Raw genomic sequence first — 25350 nt, forward strand, 5'->3', positions numbered from 1 at the left:
CGTCAGTGCACCACGATTGGCTGGAAGCCCTCGGCCCGAAGTGCGCCGAGAACTTGTTCACCGTGTTCGTGGCCTTTGGTTTCCAGGTTGATGGTGATGGAGACGTCCCCCATGCTGATGGAACCACCCAAGCGGGTGTGGTCCAGTCCAGTGACGTTGGCATCGTTTTCCGCAATGATGCGCGCGATCGTGGCCAGTGAACCGGGGCGGTCGTCCAGCATCATGCGGACGGTCATGAACCGGCCTGCGGCCGACAAGCCGCGCTGGATGACTTTGAGCATGAGCATGGGATCGATATTGCCGCCGGAAAGCACGACGGCGGTGTTCCCCGGGTTCTCGATCTTGCCGTCCATCAGCGCGGCTACTCCGACGGCGCCGGCAGGCTCAACCACCATTTTGGCCCGCTCCAGAAGGAAGATCAGCGCCCGTGCAAGGGAGTCTTCGCTGACAGTGACAACATCATCCACGAGCTCGCGGATGATGCTGAAGGGCAGCTGTCCGGGCCGGCCGACTGCGATGCCGTCCGCCATGGTGGTGACCTTCTTGAGCGGCACCAGGGCGTCAGCGGCCAGCGACGGCGGGTAGGCGGCCGCGTTTTCGGCCTGGACACCGATGACGCGGATTTCCCGGCCGAGCTCCTTGGCCCTGGCTTTGATGGCCACGGCCACACCGGCCAGCAGTCCACCGCCGCCAACGCCCATGAGGATGGTGTCCACGTTGGGAATCTGGTCCAGGATCTCCAGTCCGATGGTGCCTTGGCCAGCTACAACGTCCACGTTGTCAAAGGGATGCACAAAGACTGCGCCTGTTTCGTTGGCGTAGCGTTGTGCTTCTGCCAGTGCCTCGTCCACGTTGTGGCCATGCAGGATGACTTCGGCGCCGTGGCTGCGCGTGGCGGCCAGCTTGGGAAGTGCAACACCGAGGGGCATGTAGATGCGGGCATTGATGCCCAGGCTCTTGGCAGCCACCGCGACGCCTTGGGCGTGGTTACCGGCGGAGGCCGCCACCACGCCACGCTTCTTTTCGTCTTCCGTCAGCCGGGCCATGCGTACATAGGCGCCGCGAACCTTGAAGGAGCCTGCGCGCTGCAGGTTCTCACATTTGAAAAAGACGTTGCCGCCCACGAGGGTGCCCAGAGCACGGGACGACTCCACTGGAGTCTTGGTAATAATGCCCTCGAGCAGCTCCTGCGCCTTGAGGACATCGTCCAGCGTGACGGGCAGGGTTTCGAGGGTATTCACTGACTATTCTCCTTTAGTGGTGTCGGCGGCAGGGCCCTCAAGAGGGGTGCTTCCTGCAGCCTTGTTCTTGCCTGCGATGCCTTTGCCAAGGCGGGATTCGGGCCGTGGGAGGTGGACATCCTTGAAGTTGGCGTCTCCGCCCGACCCCGAGGAAGTGGCTGCTGGCTGCAGCTCCACGCCGCCCAATCCTTCATCATGTTCCCACGTCCTGCCCGCAATGTAGCGAACTGCCGTGTTTACTACGGCGAGCAACGGGACCGCGAACAGGGCACCGGGGATGCCTGCGAGGTAGGAGCCTGCTGCTACTGAGAGGATCACGGCTACCGGGTGCAGCGCCACGGCTTTGCCCATCACCAGCGGCTGCAGGATGTGGCTTTCCAGCTGCTGCACCAGCAGGACGATCGCCAGCATGATCAACGCGTTGATGGGGCCGTTGGCAACGAGTGCCAGCAACACCGCAATGGCTCCTGTGACCAGGGCACCAACTACAGGGATGAAGGAGCCGATGAACACCAGGACTGCCAACGGAAGCGCCAGCGGCACCTGGATGATGGCAGCGCCTACGCCGATGCCCACAGCATCCACGAAGGCGACGAACATCTGGATGCGCACATAGCTGACCATGGACGTCCAGCCGCGACGGCCCGCGCCGTCGGTTGCCCTTCGAGCGGTCTTGGGCAGGAGCCGTACCAGGAAGCCCCAGATCCGGCTGCCTTCGAGCAGGAAGAAAATGAGGATGAAGAGCGCAAGAACAAGTCCTGCGGCAAAGTGTCCGGCCGTGCTGCCAAAGGACAAGGCGCCACTGAGGATGCTGCTGCTGTTGTTTTGCAGCGCGTTGGCGCCATCGGCAATGTACTGGTCGATCTGGTCTGCGGTCAGGTGAAGGGGTCCATCGGCCAGCCAGGTCTGGATTTGTTGGATTCCGGCCAGGGCCTCCTGCCAGAGCTCGCCGAAACCGGAGACAAGTTGCCTGCCCACCAGTGCGAGCGCGCCGGCGATGACACCAATGAACGCGACAACGGTGATGGCGACGGCAGCACCATTGGGCACCTTGCGGTTTCGGAGCCACGCCACCACCGGGTACAGCAGGCCGGCCAGTAGGGCAGCCACCATGACCGGGATAATGAGGAAGCTGACCTTGCCCAGCAGCCAGACGAGCGCGCCAATCATGAGCAGGATCAGGCCCGCCCGCCACGACCAGGCAGCAGCAATGCGCACCCCGTAGGGGATGTCTTCGGCAATTTGGCGGTCAGAACGGGTTTTGGCGTCCGGTGTTGGCGTCATGAACCCATAATTCCGCAGGCCACGCCTTATGGGAAACCGGCCCGCGCAGCAAGCACAAAAAGGCCTACGCAGCAGGCATAAAAAGGCCTACAAGGATGCGGTGATCCCCCACGTCATCGTGAACGTCTCAGCAGGAGCCAGCCACCGGAGCCCGTCGCCGCTGTTGAAGGCGTTGGCCGGGCCAGTCATCGGTTCAATAGCCACGGCTTTGGAGCGGCCAGGGAACGTGTCCGTGACGAAAACATGGACGTACTGGCAGTACTCGTCCTGCTCGAGGCTGACGCTGCGGCCATCCGGCGCGGTCAGCGTGTGACGGGCCACGCCGCCGTCGTACGTCAGGTCCGTCAAGGCGACGTCAATCAAGAGGATGCCAACGGCGGCGCCGGCTGAGAGGTCGTACTCGCCATCCACCGCAGCGGTGCTGCGGGGAATCAGCCTCTCGTCGGCCACCAGCCGGGTCCTTGCCTGTACCGTCAGGACCAGATCCTCGGGGGCGACGTCGCCGAGCCGAAGGTATGGATGCGCCCCGAGAACAAAGGGCGCACTTTCCTGGGAATCATTGACCATGGACTGCGAGACGCGGAGGTCCAAAGCTTCATCCAGCTCGTAGCGAACCTGGTGCCGTACCAGGAAGGGGTAGCCGTGCTGCGGAAAAACGGTGGCCTCCAGCGTCACGGAGAACTCGGACTCGTCCACCAGGGAATACGCAGCGTTGCGCAGCAGGCCGTGGCTGGCGTTGTTGCGTGGGACCTCGGTGATGTCGAGTTGCTGCTTCCGGCCGTCGAGGTACCAGACGCCGTCTTCCACCCTGTTTGCCCAGGGCGCCAAAGTGATGCCCGTGGCGCCGGGAGAAATTTCGTCGTCGCCGTAGCTTTCCGTCAGCTGCACGCCGCCCTTGGAATAGAGGCGCAGCCCTGCCGCGAGCTCGGTAATGACGGCGAGCGCATCCCCACGACGGATTTCGAATTGACGGCCGGTGGCGAAACGGCGGGGTTCGGACTGGAGGGCGTTATCGGCGGGCGATGGCGAGGCAGGCATGGCAATACCGTACTGCATCACTGCGGCCGCCCCGATTCCTGAATGTTAGGTTTTGTTAGAAACTATGCGTTTTTGGTCACTTGTGGAATGATGGATTCATGAGTCGTATCACCAGCACCCGCCTCGCGGACAGCCGCGAGCTGATCTACTTCGACGACCCCGGAACTCCGGAGCGAACACCGGATTCGCTGGTGGACCATCGCGAGCTTCCAGCCCGTGGAGAGCCCGGCGAAGTCAGGTATGACGCCCTGTCAGGTGACTGGGTGGCAGTAGCGGCCCATCGCCAAACCCGCACGCACCTTCCCCCTGCCGACCAGTGCCCCATTTGCCCCACAACGGCAGCGAATCCCTCGGAAATTCCGGCGTCGGACTACGACGTCGTGGTGTTCGAGAACCGCTTCCCCTCACTGGGACCGGCCCTTGGCGACATCCCTCCGCTTCCCGCACCGGGCACCAGCGGCCATGGCACCACCGGCCCCGCGTACGGCCGCTGCGAAGTGGTTGCCTTCACCCCGGAGCACACGGGCTCCTTCGCCGAGCTTGGCGAGACGCGCGCCCGCACGGTCATTGAAGCCTGGGCGCAGCGGACGGAGGCGCTCAGCGCACTGCCGGGCATCAAGCAGGTATTCCCTTTCGAGAACCGCGGCGCGGACATCGGTGTCACCCTGCACCACCCGCACGGGCAGATCTACGCCTACCCGTACGTCACGCCGCGCGCCGCCCAGCTTGGCGCCGTGGCCCGGAAATATTACGACGACGTCGACGCTAAAGAAACACTCGCGGCCTCGCTCCTCAGGGCCGAACGTGAAGACGGCAGCCGCATGGTGCTGGAGGCCGAACACTTCAGTGCCTACGTCCCCTTTGCAGCGCGCTGGCCCCTGGAGATCCACTTGGTCCCCCACCGCAGTGTCCCTGACCTTGCGGCGCTTACGGGCGAAGAACGCGATGAGCTCTCGCACGTCTACCTTGACCTGCTTAAGCGCCTCGACTCCCTCTACCCCACCCCCATGCCGTACATCTCGGCATGGCATCAGGCACCGCTGGATCCGGCACTTCGTCCTGCGGGCCAGCTTCACCTGCAGCTGACCTCGCCCCGCCGCGCGGCCGATAAGCTCAAGTACCTGGCCGGCTCAGAGGCAGCCATGGGAGCGTTCATCAACGACATCACCCCGGAAGCCGTCGCGGAGCGCCTCCGCAGCGTCGCTTCGGCACCCGCTTCCCCCAAGACCCTGGAAGGCACCCGAGCATGACCACCACGACAGATACCGGCGTCCTCGCCGCCCGCTTCCAGGAAACGTTTGGCGCAGCTCCCGACGGCGTGTGGCAAGCACCGGGCCGCGTCAACCTCATCGGCGAACATACGGACTACAACGAAGGCTTTGTACTGCCCTTCGCCATCGACAAGACCGCCAAAGTGGCGTTGCGCGTCCGCGACGACTCCGCAGTGCGTTTGCTGTCCACCTTCGGTGGCCATGGCTTGGTGGAAGCTGACCTTTCGGACTTGGAGCCGGGCACAGGAGAGGGCTGGTCGCGATACCCCCTCGGTGTTGCCTGGGCTTTGAAGGAGCGCGGAATCGATGTGCCGGGCTTCGACCTCCTTCTCGACTCCGACGTCCCCTTGGGCGCTGGCCTCTCTTCCTCCCACGCCATTGAATGCGCCGTCATCAGCGCCCTGAATGAGTTGACCGGAGCCGGTCTCCCAGCCGAGGAACTGGTGCTGGCCACCCAGTGCGCCGAAAACGTGTACGTGGGCGCACCCACCGGAATCATGGACCAGTCAGCCTCCCTGCGTGGCGCCAAGGGACAGGCCGTCTTCCTGGACTGCCGCGACCAGCACGTGGATCTGGTTCCGTTCGACGCCGAGGCCTCGGGGCTGGTGCTGCTGGTCATCGACACCAAGGTTTCGCACTCCCACGCCGACGGCGGTTATGCGTCCCGCCGCGCATCCTGCGAGTTGGGTGCCGAAATCCTCGGAGTCAAAGCACTGCGCGACGTCGGCGTGGAACGTTTGGAGGAGGCCTCCGGGCTGCTGGACGAGACCACGCTGAAACGCGTCCGCCACGTTGTCACCGAAAATGACCGCGTCCTTCAGACCGTGGAAGTCCTGGGCCGCAAGGGTCCTGCCAGCATCGGTGGCCTTTTGGATGCGAGCCACGTTTCCATGCGCGACGACTTTGAGATCTCCTGCCCTGAGCTGGACCTCGCCGTGGACACCTCCCGAGCCAACGGCGCCATCGGTGCCCGCATGACCGGTGGCGGTTTCGGCGGCTCAGCCATCGCACTTACTCCGGTGGGCCAGGAGCAGCAGGTGCGGGACGCCGTCGTGCGTTCCTTCGCAGAGGCGGGCTACAACGCGCCGGACATCTTCACCGTGACTCCGGCGGCCGGCGCCCGTCGTTTGGCCTGACGCCAACCTGCTTTCCAGCAACCGCCCGGCGCCCACACAGGCGCCGGGCGTAAGCTGTGGCCATGACTGAGGCTGTGATTGTTTCCACTGCCAGAAGCCCTATTGGCCGGGCCTTCAAGGGCTCCCTCAAGGACGAACGTCCCGACGACCTCGCAACCGCCATGGTGCAGGCCGCCCTCGCCAAGATCCCCGGTTTTGATCCTGCCTCGGACGACGGACGAGGCCTGGACGATCTCCTCCTGGGCTGCGCAGAACCCAGCGGAGAAGCCGGCTCCAACATGGCCCGCGTAGTTGCGGTCCTCGCGGGACTCGACCGCGTGCCCGCTGCCACGATCAACCGCTTCTGTGCGTCGAGCCTGCAAACCCTGCGAATGGCCTTTCACGCCATCAAATCCGGGGAAGCCAACGCGATCGTCTCCGCCGGAGTAGAGAGTGTCTCCAGGTACCGGAATTGGGCGGGCGCCGGTGAAACGGATACCGCCAACCACAATCCCCTGTTCGAGGCGGCAGCGCTACGCACGGCGTCCCGTGCGGCCTCCAACATCCCGTGGACCGATCCGCGGCTGGGCGGCCGCTTGCCGGACATCTACGTCGCCATGGGTCAGACCGCAGAGAACGTCGCCACCAGCTACGGCATCAGCCGCGCCGAGCAGGACGAGTGGGGCGTCCTGAGCCAAAACCGCGCCGAGGCGGCCATTGCATCAGGGTTCTATTCCCGCGACATCACGCCGTACACACGCAAGGACGGCACTGTAGTGGAGCGGGACGACTCTCCACGCGCGGGCGTGACTCTCGAAGCAGTATCAGCCCTGCAACCTGTCTTCCGTTCGGAGGGTACGGTCACCGCCGGCAACGCGTGCCCACTCAACGACGGCGCAGCGGCAGTGGTTGTCATGAGCGATACCCGGGCACGCGAACTGGGTCTGGAGCCGCTGGCCCGGGTGGTGTCTACCGGCGCGAGCGCCCTCTCCCCCGAACTGATGGGCATGGGGCCCGTGGAGTCCTCCCGCCGCGCGTTGGCGTTGGCGGGGGTGAGCATGAACGACATCGACCTTGTGGAACTCAACGAAGCCTTCGCCGTGCAGGTGGTGGCTAGTGCGCGTGAGCTGGGCATCGACCCCGCCAAGCTCAACGTCCATGGTGGCGCCATCGCCCTGGGACACCCCTTTGGCATGACCGGTGCGCGCATGACCAGCACCCTGCTCAACGGGCTGAAGGAGCGCGACGGAACGTTGGGTCTCGCTACGCTGTGCGTTGGTGGTGGTCAGGGAATGGCCGTGGTTTTCGAGCGTTTGAGCTAGGCGCAAACGCTTGAGCTGGCCGCGAGGGGTTGGATCCCGGCACTTTGGAAGGCAAATACACCCGAGCTCACCCCTCGCTGACGCAAAAATGCCCCCGAAGACTCTTCGGGGGCATTTCGCGTTGACCTACTCTGCAAGTTGGTGCCTGCGGGAGTTAGTCGTCGCCTCGTAAAATTGCCAGCAGGCGGATGATTTCGACGTAGAGCCAAACCAGCGTGACCGTCAGGCCGAAGGCTGCAACCCAGGAGTAACGCTCCGGGGCGCCGGCGCGGACGCCTTCCTCGATGCTGGTGAAGTCCATGATCAGCGAGAACGCTGCCAGGCCGATGGCCAGGATGCCGATGAAGACACCCAGGGGGATGCCTGCAATGGTGATGCTGGTGCGAAGGCCGAAGGGCTCCTGCACAGCGCCGGTCCACATCATGACCAGGTTGATCAGCGCGAAGACTGCGTAGCCGATGGTGGCAATCATGAAGAAGCGCATCAGCTTGGGCGTGGCGCGGACCTTGCCGCTCTTGAACAGCACCAGCGTGACGCCGAAGACTGCGAGCGTGCCAATGACGGCCTGGAGGCCAACACCCGGGTACATGCCATCCAGGATGCGGGTAAGGCCACCGAGGAACAGGCCCTCGAGACCGGCATAGGCAAGAATCAGGGCCGGTGAAGGCTGCTTCTTGAAGGTGTTGACGAGGGCAAGAACGAATCCGCCCAGCGCACCAACGATCATGAGCATGGTGGAGAGGGCAGGAGCCACGAACAGCGTGACGCCGGCGCCGAGAACCAGGACCACCAGGCAGGCGACCGTCTTCATGATGACGTCGTCGTAGGTCATGCGCCCGGTGTCGGCGGGACCGGCAGCGGGCTGGTTGTACATCTGCTGCAGCTGCTCATTGGTCATGTTCTGCTGCTGGGCAGACCATGCTGCGTGGCCGTCCATCACCTGTCCGGGTGCCCGGCCAGGTGCTTGGCTAAACTGCTGGCCGTACGGATTTTGCGGTACAGGCGGGGCCTGCTTTGCTCCACGGAAATTCTTTCCGTTGAAGACTGGGTTTCCGCCAAGTGCCATTGCGGGTGTCCTCCTGAAAAAGGGCTAAGTGATAATTCACGGTACCAATTACCACGCGCGCGTGGCAGGGAAAGTTCCCTTGTTCACCCAGACGAAACGCAACCGTGACACGGAATCGGCAGAGTGGCTGCGGAGGACGGCCCCCTGACCGTTTAGAAACACCCTCAAACAACAAAGGTTTACTTAAGCGCAGCTACATTACCTGTTGCCTATAGCTTCACAGTTGTTATCCGATCGCGATGTTTGCACCCCCGAACTGGGCGTTTATTAAGCCCACCGAGCGGTAACATAGGCCACACATGGGTGACTTAGATCACAATCGAGGCAGCTAGGCAAGAACTGTTCACAAGCCCCATTTACCGTTCGCACCGGCTGCAATGGCGCAGCCGGGACCACCCCCACTGTGGAGGTTTCCATTTTGAGAAGCACACTGCGCGACCCGTCCAAGAGACGGTCCAAGGGACTGCAGAGAGTCGTGGGGGCGTTTTTCGCAGCCCTCATTGCCACTCTGCTGATCGCCGCCCCCTCGGCACAGGCAACCACCCCCTCGCCTTCGCCGTCACCGACGACATTCCAGAACAACATCAGCGGGTTCCTCCGCGATGATGCCCGGGCCCCCATCCCCGGCGTAAAAATCAAAGCCTCAGGCAACGGGTTCGAAGGTGAAGCAACCTCCGGAGCCAATGGCGCCTGGTCCATCGGCGTTCCCGTCCAGGGCACATACACGATTGAGCTGGATACCTCCACCTTGCCGGAGGGCATCAAGCTTGCCGATGGGCAAGACAATCCCCGAGATGTCACTTTCAGCCAAACGTCCAACTTGTCGGTGATCTTCGCCTTCGGCAAGGGCATCGTTGTCCAGCAACAAGACTTCGGCCAGAACCTCCTTAACCGCCTGGTTGCAGGCCTGAGCTTTGGCCTGCTTCTGGCACTCGCTTCCGTGGGCCTCTCCCTGATCTTCGGAACTACCGGCCTCACCAACTTCGCCCACGGCGAGATGGTGACACTCGGCGCTGTGCTCGTCTTCATGTTCAACGGCTTTGGGCTGCCTTTCTGGCTGGCGATCCTCCTGGCACTGGTAGGCGGAGGGCTGTTCGGCTATGTCCAGGACGCCGGACTCTGGCGGCCACTGAGGAAGCGGGGCTCCGGCCTGGTACCCATGATGATCGTCAGCATCGGCCTCGCGTTGGCCATCCGGTACGTCATCCAGTTCTTCTTCGGTGGCGCGACACAGCAGTTGCCCGGCGCGCAAAGTGCAGAGATCCAGATCGGGCCCGTGTCCATCTCCCCGAATAATCTCTGGTCCCTGATTATCAGTGCTGTGGTCATCGCCTTGATCGGCATCGTCCTGCTGAAGACACGTCTCGGCAAGGCAACCCGCGCTGTAGCGGACAATCCCGCACTGGCGGCTGCCTCCGGCATCGACGTCGACTCCGTGATCCGCATTGTCTGGATCGTCGGCGGCGTCCTCGCCTCCCTCGGCGGCATTCTCTGGGCGTACTACCGCCCAGGCGTCACTTTCGATATGGGCTCGCAGATTCTGCTTCTCATCTTCGCCGGCGTCACGCTTGGTGGTTTGGGAACCGTCTTCGGTGCCTTGATCGGCTCGATCGTCGTTGGCATCTTCGTGGAACTGACTACGGTGTTCGGCCTTCCCGCCGACCTCAAGTACGTCGGTGCGCTGTTCATCATGATTGTTGTTCTTCTGTTCCGACCGCAGGGTATCCTCGGCCGGCGTGAGCGTGTGGGTTAGGAGCGGGCCATGGACTTCGGATTCATTTTCTCCAGCGCCCTTGGCGAATTGTTCAGCCCGACGACGGCGGCATACGCACTTGCCGCTTTGGGCCTTGCGGTTCACTTCGGCTACTCAGGCCTGCTGAACTTCGGCCAAGCCGGATTTATGGCGGTTGGTGCCTACGGTTTCGCCATCTCCACCCTGAGCTTCGATGCCCCGTTCTTCCTCGCATTGATCATCTCGGTTCTGTGCTCCGTGATTTTCGCCTTCATCCTCGGTATTCCCACCCTCCGGCTCCGTGCCGACTACCTGGCCATCGTCACCATCGCAGCGGCAGAAATTGTCCGCTACGTGGTCACTACCAACCAGCTCACCAGCGTCACAGGCTCGGCCAACGGTTTGGCAGCGTTTGAGAACACCTTCTATGCCATGAATCCCTTCCCAGAAGGGTCTTACATGGGCATGAACAACCGTGACTTCTTCATCCGAGTGGTCGGCTGGGGACTCGTGATCGTGTGCTGTGTGCTTGTGTGGCTGCTCATGCGCAGCCCGTGGGGCCGCGTCCTGAAGGGCATCCGCGAAGACGAGAACGCCGTCCGCTCGCTCGGCAAGAACGTCTACGCCTACAAGATGCAGGCACTGATCATCGGTGGTGTGCTGGGCGCCTTGGCGGGCATGATCTTCACGCTCCCCCGCGGCGCTGTCCAGCCGTCCAACTACGGTACGGAACTGACGTTCTTCCTGTGGACCTGCCTCCTGCTCGGCGGCATGGCCACAGTCCTGGGGCCGGTCATCGGAGCCATGATCTTCTGGGTTGTCCTGTCGCTGACCCAGAGCCTGCTCTACGGCCTTATCGAATCAGGGGCAGTCACCTGGCTGACCACCGTCCAGGCCGGCCAGCTGCGCTACATCCTGGTGGGCGTTGCGCTGATGCTCCTGATGATCTTCCGCCCGCAAGGCGTCTTCGGCAATAAGAAGGAGCTTGCTTTCGCATGAGTGAGACCAACGAACAAAATATCGACTACATGACCGATTCGCGGCCCATCGCGGTCGGGGAAAACACCCCCGGTTGCAAGAAGCGCGATCCCATTGTGGTGGCGGAGGACGTCACCCGGTCCTTTGGCGGCATCAACGCAGTGGACGTCGAGTACCTCGAGATCCCGCGCCACAAGATCACAGCTTTGATCGGCCCCAACGGTGCAGGCAAGACCACCCTGTTCAACCTGCTCACGGGCTTTGACACCCCCAATACGGGCAAGTGGCAGTTCGAAGGCAACAGCCTGGCCGGCGTTTCCTCCTACAAAGTGGCACGCATGGGCATGGTGCGCACGTTCCAGCTGACCAAAGTGATGGGCAAGCTGACCGTCATGGAGAACATGCGTCTCGGCGCAGCGGACCAGCCAGGCGAACGGCTCTCCAAGGCCCTGTTCAAGGGCATGTGGGGAGGCCGTGAAAAGGAGATCACCGCCCAAGCCAACATCCTGTTGGAGAAGTTCAAGCTGGACGCCAAGAAGGACGACTACGCTGCATCCCTGTCGGGTGGCCAGCGGAAGCTCCTGGAAATGGCGCGGTCCCTGATGGTCCGGCCCAAGCTGGTGATGCTCGATGAGCCCATGGCCGGCGTAAACCCTGCGCTGACACAGTCGCTGCTGGACCACATCAAGAACCTCAAGGCTGAGGGAATGACCGTGCTCTTTGTTGAGCACGACATGAACATGGTCCGGCACATCGCTGACTGGGTTGTTGTCATGGCGGAAGGCAAGGTGGTGGCCGAAGGGCCTCCGGGCGAAGTGATGAAGAATCCTGCCGTCATCGACGCCTACCTTGGCGCCCACCACGATGTCGACCTCGGCGACGCAGAGGGCATTAAGGTGCTCGAGGCAGAACTTGAGGCCGACGAAGAGTCGGTGGTGGGTACTGAAGACGCCGGAATCCTCTCCGACATCGTCGAAACCAAGAAGGAGGATGGGAAATGAGCAGCACAGCCGCAATGCCCGCCTCGGCAGATGCCCCCGCGGGCGATTCGGTCGTCAAAGTCACCAACCTCGTGGCCGGGTACATTCCCGGTGTCAACATCCTCAACGGCTGCAGCATCGAAGCCCGCAAGGGTGAACTGATCGGCATCATCGGTCCCAACGGCGCCGGCAAGTCCACACTGCTGAAGGCTATGTTCGGCCTGGTGAAGGTCCATTCCGGAACCGTGGTGGTTCGCGGGCAGGACCTCACCGGTTTGAAGGCCAACAAGTTGGTGACCCAAGGTGTGGGCTTCGTCCCGCAGACCAACAACGTGTTCGCTGCGTTGACCATTGAAGAGAACCTCCAGATGGGCATGTTCCAGCGGCCGAAGGACTTCTCGGAGCGATTCGACTTTGTCACCAGCCTCTTCCCGGAGCTGGGAAAGCGGCGTGCCCAGCGGGCAGGGTCACTCTCCGGCGGCGAACGCCAGATGGTGGCCATGGGCAGGGCCCTCATGATGGACCCCGCGGTGCTGCTCCTCGATGAGCCATCGGCAGGCCTCTCCCCCGTCAAGCAGGACGAGACGTTCCTTCGGGTCCACGAGATCAACCGTGCCGGCGTTTCCGTGATCATGGTGGAACAGAACGCGCGCCGCTGCCTGCAGATCTGCGACCGCGGCTATGTGCTGGACCAAGGCAAGGACGCATACACGGGTACCGGGCGTGAGCTCATGAAGGACCCCAAGGTCATTCAGCTCTACCTGGGCACCCTGGCCGACGAGGTCTAACAGCCACAACCGCACAGCATAGGAGGGCCCCGGGACTCGTCCCGGGGCCCTCCTCCTTTTAAGAGACCAGGCACCTCTGAGAGTCCACGCACGCCGTGAGCCGCCGGCCGGCCCACCGCAACGCCAAGTGGCATGCTGGACCGATGACCAGAAGCATCACGGACCTGCAGCAGAAGCTACTGACGTCCTGGCTGGGCGATTTCAGAGTGGTGCAGGACCACTCATGGCCCCTCCAAGACACTACGGTCCTGCAGGTGGCTGCCCCGGACGGCCTGGAATTCATCGTCAAGGCCAGCACCACCAGCCATCACATCCGCCGGGAGATCGCAGCCTATTCCTGGGGACTCCACGGGCTTGACGGCAGGGTACCCACGCTGAGGCACGCGGCGCCGGAAGCAGGCCTGTTGGTCACCGTGTACCTCCCTGGGACCCTGGTGGCCGGCACCCCTGCCGAATTCGATCCGGCGACGTATCGCGCAGCCGGTGCGCTCCTGTCAATGTTGCACCGGCCGGCAGGAACCTCCCGGAGCTATGTTCGGGCCATGACGGCCAGGACCAGCGCACTCCTTGACCGTGCCCAGGGCCTTCTGCCCGAGGGCACGCAGCGTGGCGCCAAGGATGCTCTCGCGTCTTTGGAGCCCGGCCCTGCCGAGCTGGTCACCACCCATGGCGACTACCAGCCCAGGAATTGGCTTGACGACCACGGGCTGGTTAAAGTCATCGATTTCGGCCGGGCAGAGCTGCGTCCGTGGGTCCATGACCTGGTCCGGCTCAGCCACCAGCAGCTACTGGCCCGCCCGGAGCTTGCAGAGGCCTTCTACGAAGGTCTGGGCAGGGTCATCACCACCGGGCAGGAACAGCAGCTGTGGACCTTGGAGAACCTGAACCAGGCGGTGGGCACGGTGGTCTGGGCCCACCGCGTGGGAGACCGGGAGTTTGAGCGACAGGGCGTGGAGATGGTGACCCGGGTCCTCGAAGGTTTCCACCCCTACGGCTGATGGAGAGTTGGATCCGCACAGCAGAACAGGCCCCCTTCCTTGTGAGGAAGGGGGCCTGTTGCTGAGTGCGGTCTGGATCAGCTGCGGCTTAGAGCTTGCCGAACTCTTCACGGACCGGCTTGTAGGTGTTGTCATCCTGGTATTCGTAGATACCGATGTACGCCTCGGTGGGGTCGCCAGCGTCGGAGAACGTGACCGGACCGGACTGGCCGTCGTAGTCGATGTCCTTGCCCTCGCGGAGCAACGTGACACAGGCTGCGAAGCTGGTGCACTTCTCGCCGCCTTCAGAGACTTCCTTCAGCTTGGCCGCGATGTCCGTACCCTTGGTGCTCTTGGCGGCCTCAGAGGCCAGCGAGATCAGGTTCACGGCGTCGTAGGACTCGCCTGCGTAGCTGTAATCCTTCAGGGCGGGATCAATCGCGAGGAGCTTCTGCTTGAAGGCGTCCTTGGCGAACGTACCGGGGATGGTTCCCTGTGCGCCCTTCATGGTGCCTGCCTGGAAGTCCTTGCTGTAGTCCGAGGTGTTGCCGTCAACCATGAACAGCTGCGTGGGCTTGATTCCCTTGCCGGTGATCAGGGGGACGATGCTCTTTGCCTGGTCAAAGGTGATCAAGGCGATGGCGTCCGGCTTGGCTGCGAGGACCTTGTCCACCTGGCTGCTGAACTGGGAGTCACCCTCATTGAAGAGTTCTTCAGCTACTACCTTGCCGCCGGCTGCCTCGAAGGCTTCCTTGACGTTCTTCTGGAGGCCGGTTCCGTAAGCGTCGTTCAGAACGATCATGCCAACGGTCTGGGCACCACAGGTAGCCATGTAGTTTCCGAGGACCTTGCCCTGCAGGACGTCGGACGGTGCAGTGCGCCAGTACAGGCCCTTGTCGTCCCACGTGGTGAAGTCAGGCGAGGTGTTGGCGGGCGAGAAGTGGATGACGCCGGCGCCGGTGATCTGGTTGATGACCGTCTTGGAAACACCCGAGGATGCCGCACCAATGACAGCACTCACGCCCTGGCCCAGGAGTGCCGTGGTGGACTGGGTGGCGATGTCCGTCTTCGTGTCACCGGAGTCGCGGTGAACTACAGAAACAGGGGCGCCCAGGACGCCGCCGGCGTCATTGACTTCCTTGATGCCGAGGTTGACACCGGCGATTTCGGGCGGGCCGAGGAACGCCAGCGACCCCGTTGTCGGCAGGAGCGATCCAAGTTTAAGCGGTGTTGCTGTGGTGGTGGTCGAGGGAGGTACAGGTCCCGTGTTGGTGGCAGCCTGGCTGTTGCCGGCTCCCGCCCCGCCGCTCGGTGCCGGGCAGGAGATGCCTGCTGCGGCGGCGGAAGAAGACCCAGTCTGGGTAGGAGTCGAAGACCCACCACAAGCTGTGGCCAAGAGAGCGACCCCAATGCCAAGCGCGGTTAGCTTGGCGGCTCGGGGCGCCGCTGGGGAAAGATCAAACATTCGTTGTCTCCTCGATCGAAAGGTGCGAACTGCCTTTGATGCGATTACTCAGGTGTTCCTGATTAAGACTCAAACTAATGCAATTGGGCGGCGAACATAAGTGATTCAGGTCACATCCCTATAACACTCGTTGCCTGTGGGGAATCTACGAGCCAGCTGGGAATTTGCGCGGAAGATGACACACGCACAGCGGAAGGGAGAATAGGCTCTCACCTGCCGTCCGTGCCCCAGGTGGGACTCGAACCCACAACACGCGGATTTTAAGTCCGCTGCCTCTGCCAATTGGGCTACTGGGGCGCCCGCACCATGGTATCCCAGCTACAGCCCGTTGAACGGCTCCGCGTAGCGGAAGGTGCCCCGGACGCCGTCGGGCCATTCGGGAAGGGTCAGTAACTGGAAGTGGTCGCCCCACATCGCCTCAGGCGGTTGCACGCCCAACGAGGTGGCCGGCACGTAGCCGAAGCGCGGGTAATAGAGCGGACTGCCGAGCAATGCGATCCCGGGTTCTCCAAGAGCTGTGGCACGTGCTGCGGTTTCGCGCATCAGCGCTGAACCGACGCCCCGCTTCTGGAAGTGGGGAAGCACGCCTATGGGGCCGAGGGCAATGAGCTCCAGCTCCCCGATCCAGCCCCGCGTACTGATCGCGTGGCCCACAATCTCCCCACCCATTTCCGCCACGATGCTGAACTCCGGAATGTACTCCTCGCAATCAAACAGCCCGCGCAGCAGCCCGACTTCGATCGGCGTGCCCTCAACAGGCTCACCCGTCACGGGCGAGACGGAGAACGCGCTGGCTGTCAGCTCCAGGATCTCTTCCCGGTCATCGGGCCGCTCAGAACGCAGGACCACACCACGCGCAAGCAGCCGGAGAACGTCCATGGCCCGTTCGGCATCGGCGGAAGGCACCAGGAGGTGGTCATGGTGGAAGCCGGCCAGGACATTGCAGCTGATCCCCGCGTGCGTCAACGCGGCGCTGACGGCAGCGGTGAGTCCTACGGCTTCAAGGGCCGAATGGACCTGGAGCGTGATCCACGTGGCGACAAAGTCGTACCTCAGGCCCAAAGAGTCCGCTTCGTCCCGCCGCAGGACAACCGTGAGGCCCTCGGCTTCGCGAACTGCCGCTTCGACGCCGCCCTCCAGGGGCCTGCCGTGCGGCCACAAGGCGTAAACGTAATCGCCCTCGCGGGCCACGGGGTGAAGGGATTCCAGCAGGGTCTTCAGATCGGTTTCACCGGACATGAAGACAGTCTAGGGGCGCACTGACACGCGACCACCGTAACGCTGCTGGTTAAACGTCGACGGCGACCACTCCCTGAAAGGGGGCGGCCGCCGTCGTGCGTGAACTACTTGGCGTCAGCAGTTACCGGAGTCTTGACTTCTTCGGCAACAGGCTTGGCTTCTGCCGGAGCCGGAGCGGCAGCGGGCTTGGGAGCCGGCGTCGCTGCGGCCACGAAGGCACCGCGCGGGTTGTCGAGATCGATCAGCTGCGTGGTGTCGCGGCCTGCGAAGAAGGCCAGGATCCAGCCGAAGACGACACGGAACTTGCGCTCAACCGTGGGCATGGCCATGCCGTGGTAGCCACGGTGTGCCAGCCAGGCGAGGCCGCCCTTGAGGCCGATGCGGCCGAGCAGGTTGATGTTGGCAACACCCTTCCACTCGCCGAAGCCGGCAACAGCACCAAGGTTCTTGTGCTTGTAGTCGTGCAGCGGCTTGTCCCAGCGCGAAGCCCAGAGGTTCTTGGCGAGCTTCTTGGCCTGGCGAAGAGCGTGCTGGGCGTTGGGGACGCAGGTACCGTCCGGCAGGCCCTTGCCCGTAAGGTCCGGAACAGCGGCGATGTCGCCGGCTGCCCAAGCGTTCTCCACGATGCCTTCGTCGCCTGCGATGCGCAGGTCCGGGAGGACGCGGACGCGGCCACGCGGTTCCAGCGGGAAATCGGTGGAGCGGATCATCGGGTTGGCCTGCACGCCGGCAGCCCATACCAGGGTGTCTGCTTCAACTTCCTGCGCCGGGGTCTTGTCCGGGAGGTTGATCAGCTTGAGGTTGCCCTCGGCGCTGTCAAGGGAAGTGTTCAGGAGTACTTCGATGCCGCGGCTGCGGAGGTGCTCCACAACCCATTCGGCCTGCGACGCGGTGACCTCGGGCATGATGCGGCCCATGGCTTCGACGAGGATGAAGCGGACTTCTTCCTGGCGGATGCGCGGGTTGTTACGGACTGCGGCGCGGGCGAGGTCTTCCATTTCGGTGAGGCACTCGATGCCGGCAAAACCGCCACCGACAACCACGAAAGTCAGTGCCTTGGCGCGTTCGGCCGGGTCCGTCATGGTGGAAGCAGCTTCGATGCGTTCCAGCACCTTGTTGCGCAATGCAACGGCTTCCTCGATGGTCTTCAGGCCGATGCCCTTGTCCGCGAGGCCCTTGATGGGGAAGGTACGGGTGATGGCGCCTGCTGCGATGACAACGTCGAAGTACGGGATTTCGAAGTTCTCGCCGCCATCGGCCGGGGCGATGACCGCAGTGCGGTTAGCGTGGTCGATGCTGGTGACGCGGCCCTGGATGAGCTCAGTCTGCTTCAGGTGCTGACGGTGGGAGACGACGGCGTGGCGTGCCTCGATGTTGCCACCGGCTACTTCCGGAAGGAAGGGCTGGTAGGTCATGTACGGCAGTGGATCAACGACGGTGACGATGCCGCCCGCGTTCGCGATCTTCTTCTGCAGTTTGAGGGCTACGTACAGGCCGACGTAACCGCCGCCGACGACGAGAACCCGGGGACGGTCAATGAGCTCAGGGGTGGTTGCCATGAGTCCAGAGTACAGCACTTTGTGAAAATCTTCACTAACTACTTCCTGGAGGGCGGATCGACCTTCAAAAGAGCGCCCGTCTCAGCTTCTTCGGGAACAGCCGGAGGGTTCCTGGAGACCTTGCGCAGTTGGATCGCAGCACCCGTCACGAGGGCGATAAACAACGCTCCAAAGCCAAGCACGACGGCGGCAGGAAGGGCGTCATCGACGGTCGCCGGCGTCTTCGCAGCAGGAACGGTCGGGTCGGCCAGCGTGGGCGCTGCGCTGGTAGGGCTCGCGACCGGCGCCTGCGATGGCGTACTGAAGTCGCCGCGGCGGTGGACACGTATCCAGTCCGCGATGGAACCGAGCGGATTGCTGCCGGCGGCGGGTACGTCGTCCTTCAATGCCGCTTCGGCGTTGAGGACGCCGTAGCCGTACAGGGGATCCTTGCCCGGAGCTCCCGCGTCCTTTGCGGTGCTGACAATTCTGTTGATGACCTGGGTGGCGCTCATCTCCGGCCACTTGGACCGGATGAGGGCGGCCACACCGGAAACGATGGGTGCCGCACCGGAGGTGCCTGCCCATTCGGCGTACCCACCTCCAGGAATGCCGCCTACCAGGTTCTCGGCCGGTGCCGCCACGCCAATGCTGATGCCCTGCGACGAGGAATCCACGCTGGCGCGCCCCTCGCCGTCGAGCCCGGCGACCGTCAGGACACCGGGAATGGTTGCCGGTGCGCCGACCTGCACATTTCCGCCCACGCGGTTGCCCGCCGCGGCAACGATCACCACGTCCTTCTGCTCGGCATAAAGGAAAGCTGCGTCCCAGCTCTGCGGCCAGTCCGGCGAGGTACTGCCGAGGGAGATGTTGATGACCTTGGCGCCGTTGTCCACTGCCCATCGCACGGCATCCGGAATCTGTTCCTGGTCCGTTTTGCCGCCAGGGTTGGGCGAGCCGAGCCACGTTGAAACCGCAAGGATTTCGGCTTCAGGCGCGACGCCGGTAATCCCGTCCGGTCCCCCGGCCGGCGGGACGGTGGGTGGTCCGGGCGGAGTTGCCGAAGCGCTCGGTGACGGCGAGGCCGTGGGGGTCGTATGGCCGCGCCCGGCGAGCATCGTGGCAACCAGGGTCCCGTGCTCAGTCTTGGCGCCGATGCTCTTCTGCCCGTTGGGTGCCCCGGCCCCCGAGACGTCCGTCCCGCCGACTACGACGCCCTTGAGGTCCGGGTGGTTTCCGTCAATGCCGCTATCGATGATGGCAACCTTGACTCCGGCACCTTTGGATACCTGCCAGGCGTTGGTAATGCCGGATTCCTTAAGCCAGAACTCCTTGTCGCGCCACGCGTCCGCGGTCGCGGCAGGAGCCGTCAACAATGCACCCGCCAGCGCCCCGCCAGCCAATGCTGTGGCAAGGGCAGCGGAAAGACTGCGGCGGAAACGCAGTGTCATTCGGCGTCCCGGATGCTGAGCGCGATGCCGTCCAGGATGTCGTGCTCACTGGAGACGGCCGTATCGATCCTGCCACTGCTGACGCTGGCCAGACGGTCCAGGATGCGGCGCCACACCAGGGCGCCCGCGCCGATGACGTCCACGCGGCCGGGGTGCATGTAGGGAAGCTTTGCGCGCTCATCACGCGTCATTTCCAACAAGTTGGTGCAGGCATCGCTGATGGTTTCAAGATCCAGTGACGCACCGTGGATCCGGTTCGGCTGGTATTCGCTCAAGCCCAGCGCGTGGGCCGTAATAGTGGTGATGGAACCGGCCACGCCCACTACAGCTGTAGCTCGGTCAAGCGGCACTGTCTGCGCGGCAAGGTCCAGTGCGGCGTCGACGTCGGCCTCTGCTGCGGCGATTTGCGCATGGGTGGGCGGATCGCTGCGAAGGTGACGTTCAGTAAGCCTCACACAGCCGATATCCACCGATCGTGCAGCGATGACGCCGTCGTCGTCGCCCAGGACGAACTCGGTACTGCCACCGCCGAGGTCCACCACGAGGATGGGGTCCTTTCCTGTCGCCGGCAGGACGCTGCTGGCACCGGCAAATGACAGCGCGGCTTCCTCGTCACCGGAAATCACCTCCGGTTCCACACCCAGGAGGTCCCGGATGCCGTCCACGAACACCTGGCGGTTGCGGGCGTCACGGGTGGCGGACGTCGCGGCGAAACGAACCCGCCCGGCGCCGTGCACCTTGATGAGTTCTGCGTAGTCACGTGTTGCAGCGAACGTGCGTTCCAGGGCCTCGGGTGCAAGTTCACCCGTGGCATCAACGCCCTGGCCAAGGCGGACCACCCGCATTTCACGTACGACGTCAGCCAAGGGGCCTGATGCCCGGTCGGCCGAGGCGTCTGCGATGAGGAGGCGGATCGAGTTGGTTCCGCAGTCGATCGCTGCCACGCGGCTCATGCAGTGCCTTCCTGGTGGCCCGAAATGTCCGTCGTCGATTTCCGCACCGGAGCAGGGCGTCCAACGATGTCCGGCAATCCCTGCGGGCCGTGCCGGCTCAGGTCGCGCGAAGGAGCTTCCCCAGCTGTATCCCAGGCGCCGTCACAGTAGCAGCGGTCCTTGGTCCACCACTCGGTGATTGATTCCAGTGCTTCGTCCCCCAACGGGTTGACGCCCGGCCCTTCGGCCAATGAGTGGCCAACCAGTACATGCAGGCACTTCACGCGGGTGGGCATGCCCCCGGCGGAAATGCCGTCAATTTCGGGCACTGCACCGGTCCCGGAGCGGTCGGCGATGTCGTTACGGGCCTGAAGATAGGCCTCGTGGGCACTTTGGTAGGTGTCCGCCAACTGTTGGTCAGCAGTCAACCGCTCATTCATCACGTTCATCAGACCGCCCGCTTCCAACCGCGACACCGCGGAGGTGATGACCGGGTGGGTCAGGTAGAACGTGGTGGGGAACGGTGTTCCGTTGCTGAGCCGCGGAGCGGTGGCCGCCACCAGTGGATTGCCGCAGACGCACCGTGCAGGGATCTCAACGACATCCCTGACCGGCCGGCCAAGCTGGCGGCTGAGGACCTCAAGATCGTGTGCTGATGGCTGGCGGGATTCCTGCGGCACGGCTGCCGTGTTCTCTTCCACTTGCGCTGCCAACCTTCCTGCCCTTGTTGCCGTGTCCATTGCGGACACGACGGCGGTGGGCACCGCGTCTAGTCAGTTGCCGATCGTCTGATTGACTCCCAGAGAGCATCCACCCAGGGCAGATTTTCCGGGTTTGCAGACGATCCGGAGCCGGTGCGGCCACCCGGCGTGCCGGCGGCCTCTTCTCCCCCAAACACCCAGTAACCCGTTTCACCCGGCATAACCATGTTAATGCGGTCGCGGGCCTGTTGTTTCACGTAGTTGGGGTCCTGCCACCGGGAAAGCTGCTTGTTCAGCTCGGTTTGCTCTGCTTTCCGGCCGGCAATCTCGGCCTCCAGCGCGGAAATTTCGGCGCGCTTCTCCAGGAAAATCTTCACCGTCGGGGCAAGCATGATGGTGATGGCAATCATGACGACGGCCAGGGCCAGCATCCGGCCGGAAAACGCCTTGGCCGGTACGGGATCGACGTTGCGATCGTCATTGGCCGCGGGAGCCGGTTTGCTGGAGGCATTGTCAGTGGCCCTTGCGCTGGCCTTTGCGGTGGCCTTTGCAGCAGTGGACACCGGCGGCTTCCTGCCGGTCGGAATCTTGCTGCCACCTGCCGGCGTCGAAGATTTTGCTGTGGATCGAGTGCCGCCAAACTCGGCTTTGATGACATCGCCGCCATCGGAACCGGGCCCGGTCGAAGCTGTGCCTGCCGCACTCTTGGCTGCAGTCCGGGGACCGGCGCCGGAGGTACGCGTTTCGCTGGACGGGCGGCCTGAACCGGAACGGCCGCCCAGGGCGTCGGCCCTGGGTACCTTTGGACGACGGGTGGCCATGACACTCCTGTAATGCCCGGTGCTTGCCTGGCGGGTTGCTGCGCTTGCTGTTGCTGACCTGGCCCGCGTTAAACAGAACCGGTGGCCATGGTCATTCCACCATAGCCACCGGTTACGTGTTTTCGCTGAAGGCTAGCCCTTGAAACGCGGGAACGCGCTGCGGCCGGCGTAGCGTGCGGCGTCGTCGAGTTCTTCCTCGATGCGCAGCAGCTGGTTGTACTTTGCGACGCGCTCGGAGCGGGCCGGGGCACCGGTCTTGATCTGGCCCGCGTTGGTCGCAACCGCGATGTCAGCAATGGTGGTGTCCTCGGTTTCGCCGGAGCGGTGCGAGGTGATGGTGGTGTAGCCGGAACGCTGGGCCAGGGAAACGGCGTCGAGCGTCTCGGTCAGGGAACCGATCTGGTTGACCTTTACCAGCAGCGAGTTTGCCGTGGCGGCGTCGATGCCCTGCTGCAGGCGGACCGGGTTGGTGACGAAGAGGTCATCGCCCACCAGCTGGACCTTGTCACCGATGGTGTCGGTGAGGGTCTTCCAGCCTTCCCAGTCGTTCTCGTCCAGCGGGTCTTCAATGGAAACCAGCGGGTAGTCGGCAACGAGTTCAGCGTAGTAGGCGCTCATCTCGGAGGCGGTCAGTGCCTTGCCTTCGAACTGGTAGGCGCCATCCTTGTAGAACTCCGAGGACGCAACGTCCAGGGCAAGGGCGATGTCCGTGCCCGGGGTGTAGCCGGCGTTCTTGATGGCTTCCTGGATCAGGTCCAGTGCAGCGCGGTTGGACGGCAGGTTCGGGGCGAAGCCACCTTCGTCGCCGAGGCCCGTGGAGAGGCCCTTTTCCTGGAGGACAGCCTTGAGGTTGTGGTAGACCTCAACGCCCCAGCGCAGGCCTTCGGAGAAGGTCTCGGCGCCGATCGGGGCGATCATGAATTCCTGGATGTCCACATCGGAGTCGGCGTGCGAGCCGCCGTTGAGGATGTTCATCAGGGGAACCGGCAGGACGTGGGCGTTCGGGCCGCCCAGGTACTTGTACAGCGGCAGGTCCGCGGAAGCTGCGGCAGCGTTGGCAACAGCCAAGGAAACGCCGAGGATGGCGTTGGCGCCCAGCTTGGCCTTGTTGGGGGTGCCGTCCAGATCGATCATGGCCTGGTCGATGCTGCGCTGGTCAGTGGCGTCGAAGCCAATCAGGGCCGGGGAGATCTCGTCGATGACGGCGTCAACGGCCTTCTGGACACCCTTGCCGAGGTAACGGCCCTTGTCGCCGTCGCGAAGCTCAACAGCCTCGTGCTCGCCGGTGGAAGCACCGGAGGGAACTGCTGCGCGGCCGATCTGGCCGTCGGAGAGCAGGACCTCAACTTCTACGGTCGGGTTTCCGCGGGAATCAAGGATCTCGCGTGCGTGGATGGCATCGATAAGCGCCATGGATGTGCTCCTTATGGGCAAATTACAGGAATGAGGAGGGAAATTCTCAACGTCCTCGTCGCTACTAGCGTAGTCGAGAGTGGCTTAGGTTACGGAACAACTTCCAAAGACTCACGTCATGAAGGCTGGGCCTGGCTGTTCTGAAACGATCGAACTGCGGAACGGAGGGCCCGTTCGGCGTCGAGTCCTTGCTCCCGGGCACCGGCGACGACGGCGAGCAGCAACGCCCCGAGCGCTTCTTCCGAGTCCGGAACAGCGGGAATTCCGACGGCGGTCATCGCGCTTTGCGCGTCGACGTCCAAGCCTGCGCGCACAGCACGGTCCCAGGACTTCTGAGCTGCGGCCAACGCCGGAAGGTGCGGCGGGATGCCCACGAAGGGATCTTTTCGCTCCGGTTTCTCCGCACGTTTGGCGGCGTCCCACTTGACGATGATTTCCTCGACGCTGGCAGGGAAACTCTCCTGCAGGGAACCGTCTGGCTTGAAGACGTGCCGGTTCCGGCGGACCATCTTGGCGTTGATCCCGCGCGCTACCGCCTCAAAGTCGAAGCTGCCGCGCTCCTCGGCGAGCCGGGCATGAAGCACTACCTGTAGCAGCACATCTCCCAGCTCGCCGCGGAGCTCGCTGTCCCTCGCCGGGGAGTCACCGGCTTCTATCGAATCCACCACTTCGTAGGCTTCCTCGATCAAGTACTCCGCCAACGACTCGTGCGTCAGCGCACCCATCCAGGGGCAATGCTCCCGCAGGGCCGCGATTGTCCCCAGCAGCTCCCCGACCTCGCAAGCTCGGCCAGGGACCCCGGCTGCTGTGGGCCCATGCAGCTCCGGGAGGCTGGAATTATTAGCCGAGGTTGGCGTAGGCATCGTTGATGTACTCAACCAAGGCTTCACGCTCGTCCAGCGGCAGGAAGGCTGCTTCGGCAGCATTGAGTGTCAGCTCAAGCAGATCATCGAGGTCGTAGTCGAAGGTCTCCACGAGCAGTTCGAATTCGTCAGTCAGGGTGACGCCACTCATCAGGCGGTTGTCCGTGTTGATGGTGACGTTGAAGCCCAACTGGAAGAGCATGTCCAGCGGGTGGCTTTCGATGCCGTCGCCAAAACCGGAAATGGCACCGGTCTGGAGGTTGGACGACGGGCAGATTTCCAGGGCGATTCCGCGGTCGCGGACCCAAGCCGCAATGCTGCCGATGGTCACCATGCCGATAGTGTCTTCGCCGTCGTCGTCCGAGTTGTCCTCGAACTCCACGCTGATGTCCTCGGCGATCCGTACGCCGTGGCCCAGGCGCAGGGCGCGGCCATCTACCAAGGCGGACTGGATGCTTTCCAAACCGGCAGCCTCACCGGCGTGGACCGTGGCGGGGAAGTTGTTTTCAGCGAGGTAGGTGAAGGCTTCCTTGAAACGGGACGGCAGGAAGCCATCTTCGGCGCCTGCAATGTCAAAACCGACCGCACCGTTGGCGCGGTGGCGGACTGCGAGCTCCGCGATCTCCTGGCCGCGGTCAGCGTGCCGCATGGCGGTGATGAGCTGACCCACCTGGATCTGCTGGCCGCGCTCTTCGGCAGCGTCCACGCCGGCTTCGAGGCCCGTTTGGACAGCCTCTACGACCTCGTCCAGGGAGAGGCCCTTCTGCAGGTGCTGTTCGGGTGCCCAGCGGACTTCGCCGTAAACCACGCCGTCCTCGGCGAGGTCTTCCACGAATTCCTTGGCGACCCTGAACAGGCCTTCCTTGGTCTGCATGACGGCGATGGTGTGGTCGAACGTCTCAAGGTAGCGGACCAGCGAGCCGGAGTCGGCGGACTCGCGGAACCATTCGCCAAGCGCCACGGGATCGGTGGACGGCAGCGAGTGGCCGACCTCCCCAGCAAGCTCAATGATGGTGGCGGGACGGAGGCCTCCATCCAGGTGGTCGTGCAGGGAAACCTTGGGGAGGCTCTTCAGATCGAAGTCAAGGGCAGGGGCGGCGTCAAGTATGGGCTCAGTCACGTACTAACTGTAGGG

At 63.5% G+C, this 25350-nt stretch carries 22 protein-coding genes and 1 tRNA gene; 8 read left to right on the forward strand and 15 right to left on the reverse strand.

The window, feature by feature from the left end:
• Window positions 1-2 precede the first annotated feature (2 nt).
• The 3 genes from ilvA to GVL04_RS00600 all read right to left on the reverse strand — a co-directional run bounded on the left by ilvA (window position 3) and on the right by GVL04_RS00600 (window position 3563).
• Window positions 3-1241, reverse strand: coding sequence for a threonine ammonia-lyase (gene ilvA, locus GVL04_RS00590; RefSeq protein ID WP_159697993.1), 1239 nt, complete (start codon window positions 1239-1241; stop codon window positions 3-5).
• A gap of 3 nt (window positions 1242-1244) precedes the next feature.
• Window positions 1245-2525: an AI-2E family transporter gene (locus GVL04_RS00595; protein WP_159697996.1), complete on the reverse strand. Its 1281-nt coding sequence runs from the start codon at window positions 2523-2525 to the stop codon at window positions 1245-1247.
• A gap of 87 nt (window positions 2526-2612) precedes the next feature.
• Entirely contained in the window at window positions 2613-3563 is a 951-nt protein-coding gene (locus tag GVL04_RS00600) for an aldose 1-epimerase family protein (protein ID WP_235036103.1), read from the reverse strand.
• Between the two features lie 98 nt (window positions 3564-3661).
• On the opposite strand from GVL04_RS00600, the gene galT reads away from it, so the two are divergent.
• The 3 genes from galT to GVL04_RS00615 all read left to right on the forward strand — a co-directional run bounded on the left by galT (window position 3662) and on the right by GVL04_RS00615 (window position 7271).
• Window positions 3662-4813: a galactose-1-phosphate uridylyltransferase gene (gene galT, locus GVL04_RS00605; RefSeq protein WP_159697999.1), complete on the forward strand. Its 1152-nt coding sequence runs from the start codon at window positions 3662-3664 to the stop codon at window positions 4811-4813.
• Entirely contained in the window at window positions 4810-5970 is a 1161-nt protein-coding gene (galK, locus tag GVL04_RS00610) for a galactokinase (RefSeq protein WP_159698002.1), read from the forward strand. The genes galT and galK overlap by 4 nt, the downstream gene beginning before the upstream one ends.
• Window positions 5971-6032: 62 nt before the next feature.
• Window positions 6033-7271, forward strand: a complete 1239-nt coding sequence (locus GVL04_RS00615) for an acetyl-CoA C-acetyltransferase (RefSeq protein ID WP_159698005.1) — start codon at window positions 6033-6035, stop codon at window positions 7269-7271.
• Window positions 7272-7425: 154 nt separating this feature from the next.
• Here GVL04_RS00615 and GVL04_RS00620 read toward each other — a convergent pair whose 3' ends face one another.
• Entirely contained in the window at window positions 7426-8337 is a 912-nt protein-coding gene (locus tag GVL04_RS00620; RefSeq protein ID WP_159698008.1) for a Bax inhibitor-1/YccA family protein, read from the reverse strand.
• 475 nt (window positions 8338-8812) lie between these two features.
• Between GVL04_RS00620 and GVL04_RS00625 the strand changes: the two genes are divergently transcribed.
• From GVL04_RS00625 to GVL04_RS00645, 5 genes are all read left to right on the forward strand, one after another.
• On the forward strand, window positions 8813-10090 hold the full coding sequence (locus GVL04_RS00625) for a branched-chain amino acid ABC transporter permease (protein ID WP_200846703.1): 1278 nt from the start codon (window positions 8813-8815) through the stop codon (window positions 10088-10090).
• Window positions 10091-10099: 9 nt separating this feature from the next.
• A complete protein-coding gene (locus GVL04_RS00630) occupies window positions 10100-11068 on the forward strand; it encodes a branched-chain amino acid ABC transporter permease (RefSeq protein ID WP_159698011.1) in 969 nt (322 codons plus the stop codon).
• Window positions 11065-12048 carry an ABC transporter ATP-binding protein gene (locus GVL04_RS00635; RefSeq protein ID WP_159698014.1) on the forward strand — a complete coding sequence of 328 codons (984 nt, stop codon included), beginning with the start codon at window positions 11065-11067 and terminating at the stop codon, window positions 12046-12048. Before GVL04_RS00630 ends, GVL04_RS00635 begins: the two co-directional genes overlap by 4 nt.
• Window positions 12045-12815 carry an ABC transporter ATP-binding protein gene (locus tag GVL04_RS00640; RefSeq protein WP_159698017.1) on the forward strand — a complete coding sequence of 257 codons (771 nt, stop codon included), beginning with the start codon at window positions 12045-12047 and terminating at the stop codon, window positions 12813-12815. The genes GVL04_RS00635 and GVL04_RS00640 overlap by 4 nt, the downstream gene beginning before the upstream one ends.
• Before the next feature lie 143 nt (window positions 12816-12958).
• On the forward strand, window positions 12959-13813 hold the full coding sequence (locus GVL04_RS00645) for an aminoglycoside phosphotransferase family protein (protein ID WP_159698020.1): 855 nt from the start codon (window positions 12959-12961) through the stop codon (window positions 13811-13813).
• 88 nt (window positions 13814-13901) lie between these two features.
• On the opposite strand, the gene GVL04_RS00650 is transcribed toward GVL04_RS00645, so the two are convergent.
• The 11 genes from GVL04_RS00650 to GVL04_RS00700 all read right to left on the reverse strand — a co-directional run bounded on the left by GVL04_RS00650 (window position 13902) and on the right by GVL04_RS00700 (window position 25335).
• Window positions 13902-15257, reverse strand: coding sequence for an ABC transporter substrate-binding protein (locus GVL04_RS00650; RefSeq protein ID WP_159698022.1), 1356 nt, complete (start codon window positions 15255-15257; stop codon window positions 13902-13904).
• Between the two features lie 223 nt (window positions 15258-15480).
• Window positions 15481-15554 (reverse strand) — tRNA-Leu (locus GVL04_RS00655).
• A gap of 21 nt (window positions 15555-15575) precedes the next feature.
• Window positions 15576-16496, reverse strand: a complete 921-nt coding sequence (locus tag GVL04_RS00660; protein ID WP_159698025.1) for an N-acetyltransferase — start codon at window positions 16494-16496, stop codon at window positions 15576-15578.
• 104 nt (window positions 16497-16600) lie between these two features.
• On the reverse strand, window positions 16601-18055 hold the full coding sequence (locus GVL04_RS00665; protein ID WP_159698028.1) for an NAD(P)/FAD-dependent oxidoreductase: 1455 nt from the start codon (window positions 18053-18055) through the stop codon (window positions 16601-16603).
• A gap of 38 nt (window positions 18056-18093) precedes the next feature.
• Window positions 18094-19485, reverse strand: coding sequence for a S8 family serine peptidase (locus GVL04_RS00670; RefSeq protein ID WP_159698031.1), 1392 nt, complete (start codon window positions 19483-19485; stop codon window positions 18094-18096).
• A complete protein-coding gene (locus GVL04_RS00675) occupies window positions 19482-20438 on the reverse strand; it encodes a Ppx/GppA phosphatase family protein (protein WP_159698034.1) in 957 nt (318 codons plus the stop codon). The genes GVL04_RS00670 and GVL04_RS00675 overlap by 4 nt, the downstream gene beginning before the upstream one ends.
• A complete protein-coding gene (locus GVL04_RS00680; protein ID WP_200846704.1) occupies window positions 20435-21118 on the reverse strand; it encodes a DUF501 domain-containing protein in 684 nt (227 codons plus the stop codon). Before GVL04_RS00680 ends, GVL04_RS00675 begins: the two co-directional genes overlap by 4 nt.
• Window positions 21119-21186: 68 nt before the next feature.
• Window positions 21187-21939: a septum formation initiator family protein gene (locus GVL04_RS00685; RefSeq protein WP_159698037.1), complete on the reverse strand. Its 753-nt coding sequence runs from the start codon at window positions 21937-21939 to the stop codon at window positions 21187-21189.
• 132 nt (window positions 21940-22071) lie between these two features.
• The gene (gene eno, locus GVL04_RS00690) at window positions 22072-23352 is read right to left on the reverse strand and encodes a phosphopyruvate hydratase (protein ID WP_159698040.1); all 1281 of its coding nucleotides are present in this window, start codon (window positions 23350-23352) and stop codon (window positions 22072-22074) included.
• A 116-nt stretch (window positions 23353-23468) separates the two neighbouring features.
• Window positions 23469-24077: a MazG nucleotide pyrophosphohydrolase domain-containing protein gene (locus GVL04_RS00695; RefSeq protein WP_235036104.1), complete on the reverse strand. Its 609-nt coding sequence runs from the start codon at window positions 24075-24077 to the stop codon at window positions 23469-23471.
• Window positions 24078-24192: 115 nt separating this feature from the next.
• Window positions 24193-25335, reverse strand: a complete 1143-nt coding sequence (locus GVL04_RS00700; protein ID WP_159698046.1) for an adenosine deaminase — start codon at window positions 25333-25335, stop codon at window positions 24193-24195.
• Between the last annotated feature and the right edge of the window lie 15 nt (window positions 25336-25350).

Source organism: Arthrobacter sp. 18067 (assembly GCF_902706295.1).
Lineage (GTDB): Bacteria > Actinomycetota > Actinomycetes > Actinomycetales > Micrococcaceae > Arthrobacter.

Excerpts from the sequence above, each read along its gene's own strand:
- GVL04_RS00665 (WP_159698028.1), bottom strand. The coding sequence starts at position 18,055 with ATGGCAACCACCCCTGAGCTCATTGACCGTCCCCGGGTTCTCGTCGTC.
- GVL04_RS00685 (WP_159698037.1), bottom strand. The coding sequence starts at position 21,939 with ATGGCCACCCGTCGTCCAAAGGTACCCAGGGCCGACGCCCTGGGCGGC.
- GVL04_RS00660 (WP_159698025.1), bottom strand. The coding sequence starts at position 16,496 with ATGTCCGGTGAAACCGATCTGAAGACCCTGCTGGAATCCCTTCACCCC.
- GVL04_RS00635 (WP_159698014.1), top strand. The coding sequence starts at position 11,065 with ATGAGTGAGACCAACGAACAAAATATCGACTACATGACCGATTCGCGG.
- eno (WP_159698040.1), bottom strand. The coding sequence starts at position 23,352 with ATGGCGCTTATCGATGCCATCCACGCACGCGAGATCCTTGATTCCCGC.
- GVL04_RS00630 (WP_159698011.1), top strand. The coding sequence starts at position 10,100 with ATGGACTTCGGATTCATTTTCTCCAGCGCCCTTGGCGAATTGTTCAGC.
- GVL04_RS00640 (WP_159698017.1), top strand. The coding sequence starts at position 12,045 with ATGAGCAGCACAGCCGCAATGCCCGCCTCGGCAGATGCCCCCGCGGGC.
- GVL04_RS00675 (WP_159698034.1), bottom strand. The coding sequence starts at position 20,438 with ATGAGCCGCGTGGCAGCGATCGACTGCGGAACCAACTCGATCCGCCTC.
- GVL04_RS00595 (WP_159697996.1), bottom strand. The coding sequence starts at position 2,525 with ATGACGCCAACACCGGACGCCAAAACCCGTTCTGACCGCCAAATTGCC.
- galK (WP_159698002.1), top strand. The coding sequence starts at position 4,810 with ATGACCACCACGACAGATACCGGCGTCCTCGCCGCCCGCTTCCAGGAA.
- GVL04_RS00615 (WP_159698005.1), top strand. The coding sequence starts at position 6,033 with ATGACTGAGGCTGTGATTGTTTCCACTGCCAGAAGCCCTATTGGCCGG.
- GVL04_RS00645 (WP_159698020.1), top strand. The coding sequence starts at position 12,959 with ATGACCAGAAGCATCACGGACCTGCAGCAGAAGCTACTGACGTCCTGG.
- GVL04_RS00695 (WP_235036104.1), bottom strand. The coding sequence starts at position 24,077 with ATGGGTGCGCTGACGCACGAGTCGTTGGCGGAGTACTTGATCGAGGAA.
- galT (WP_159697999.1), top strand. The coding sequence starts at position 3,662 with ATGAGTCGTATCACCAGCACCCGCCTCGCGGACAGCCGCGAGCTGATC.
- GVL04_RS00600 (WP_235036103.1), bottom strand. The coding sequence starts at position 3,563 with ATGCCTGCCTCGCCATCGCCCGCCGATAACGCCCTCCAGTCCGAACCC.
- GVL04_RS00670 (WP_159698031.1), bottom strand. The coding sequence starts at position 19,485 with ATGACACTGCGTTTCCGCCGCAGTCTTTCCGCTGCCCTTGCCACAGCA.
- GVL04_RS00650 (WP_159698022.1), bottom strand. The coding sequence starts at position 15,257 with ATGTTTGATCTTTCCCCAGCGGCGCCCCGAGCCGCCAAGCTAACCGCG.
- GVL04_RS00620 (WP_159698008.1), bottom strand. The coding sequence starts at position 8,337 with ATGGCACTTGGCGGAAACCCAGTCTTCAACGGAAAGAATTTCCGTGGA.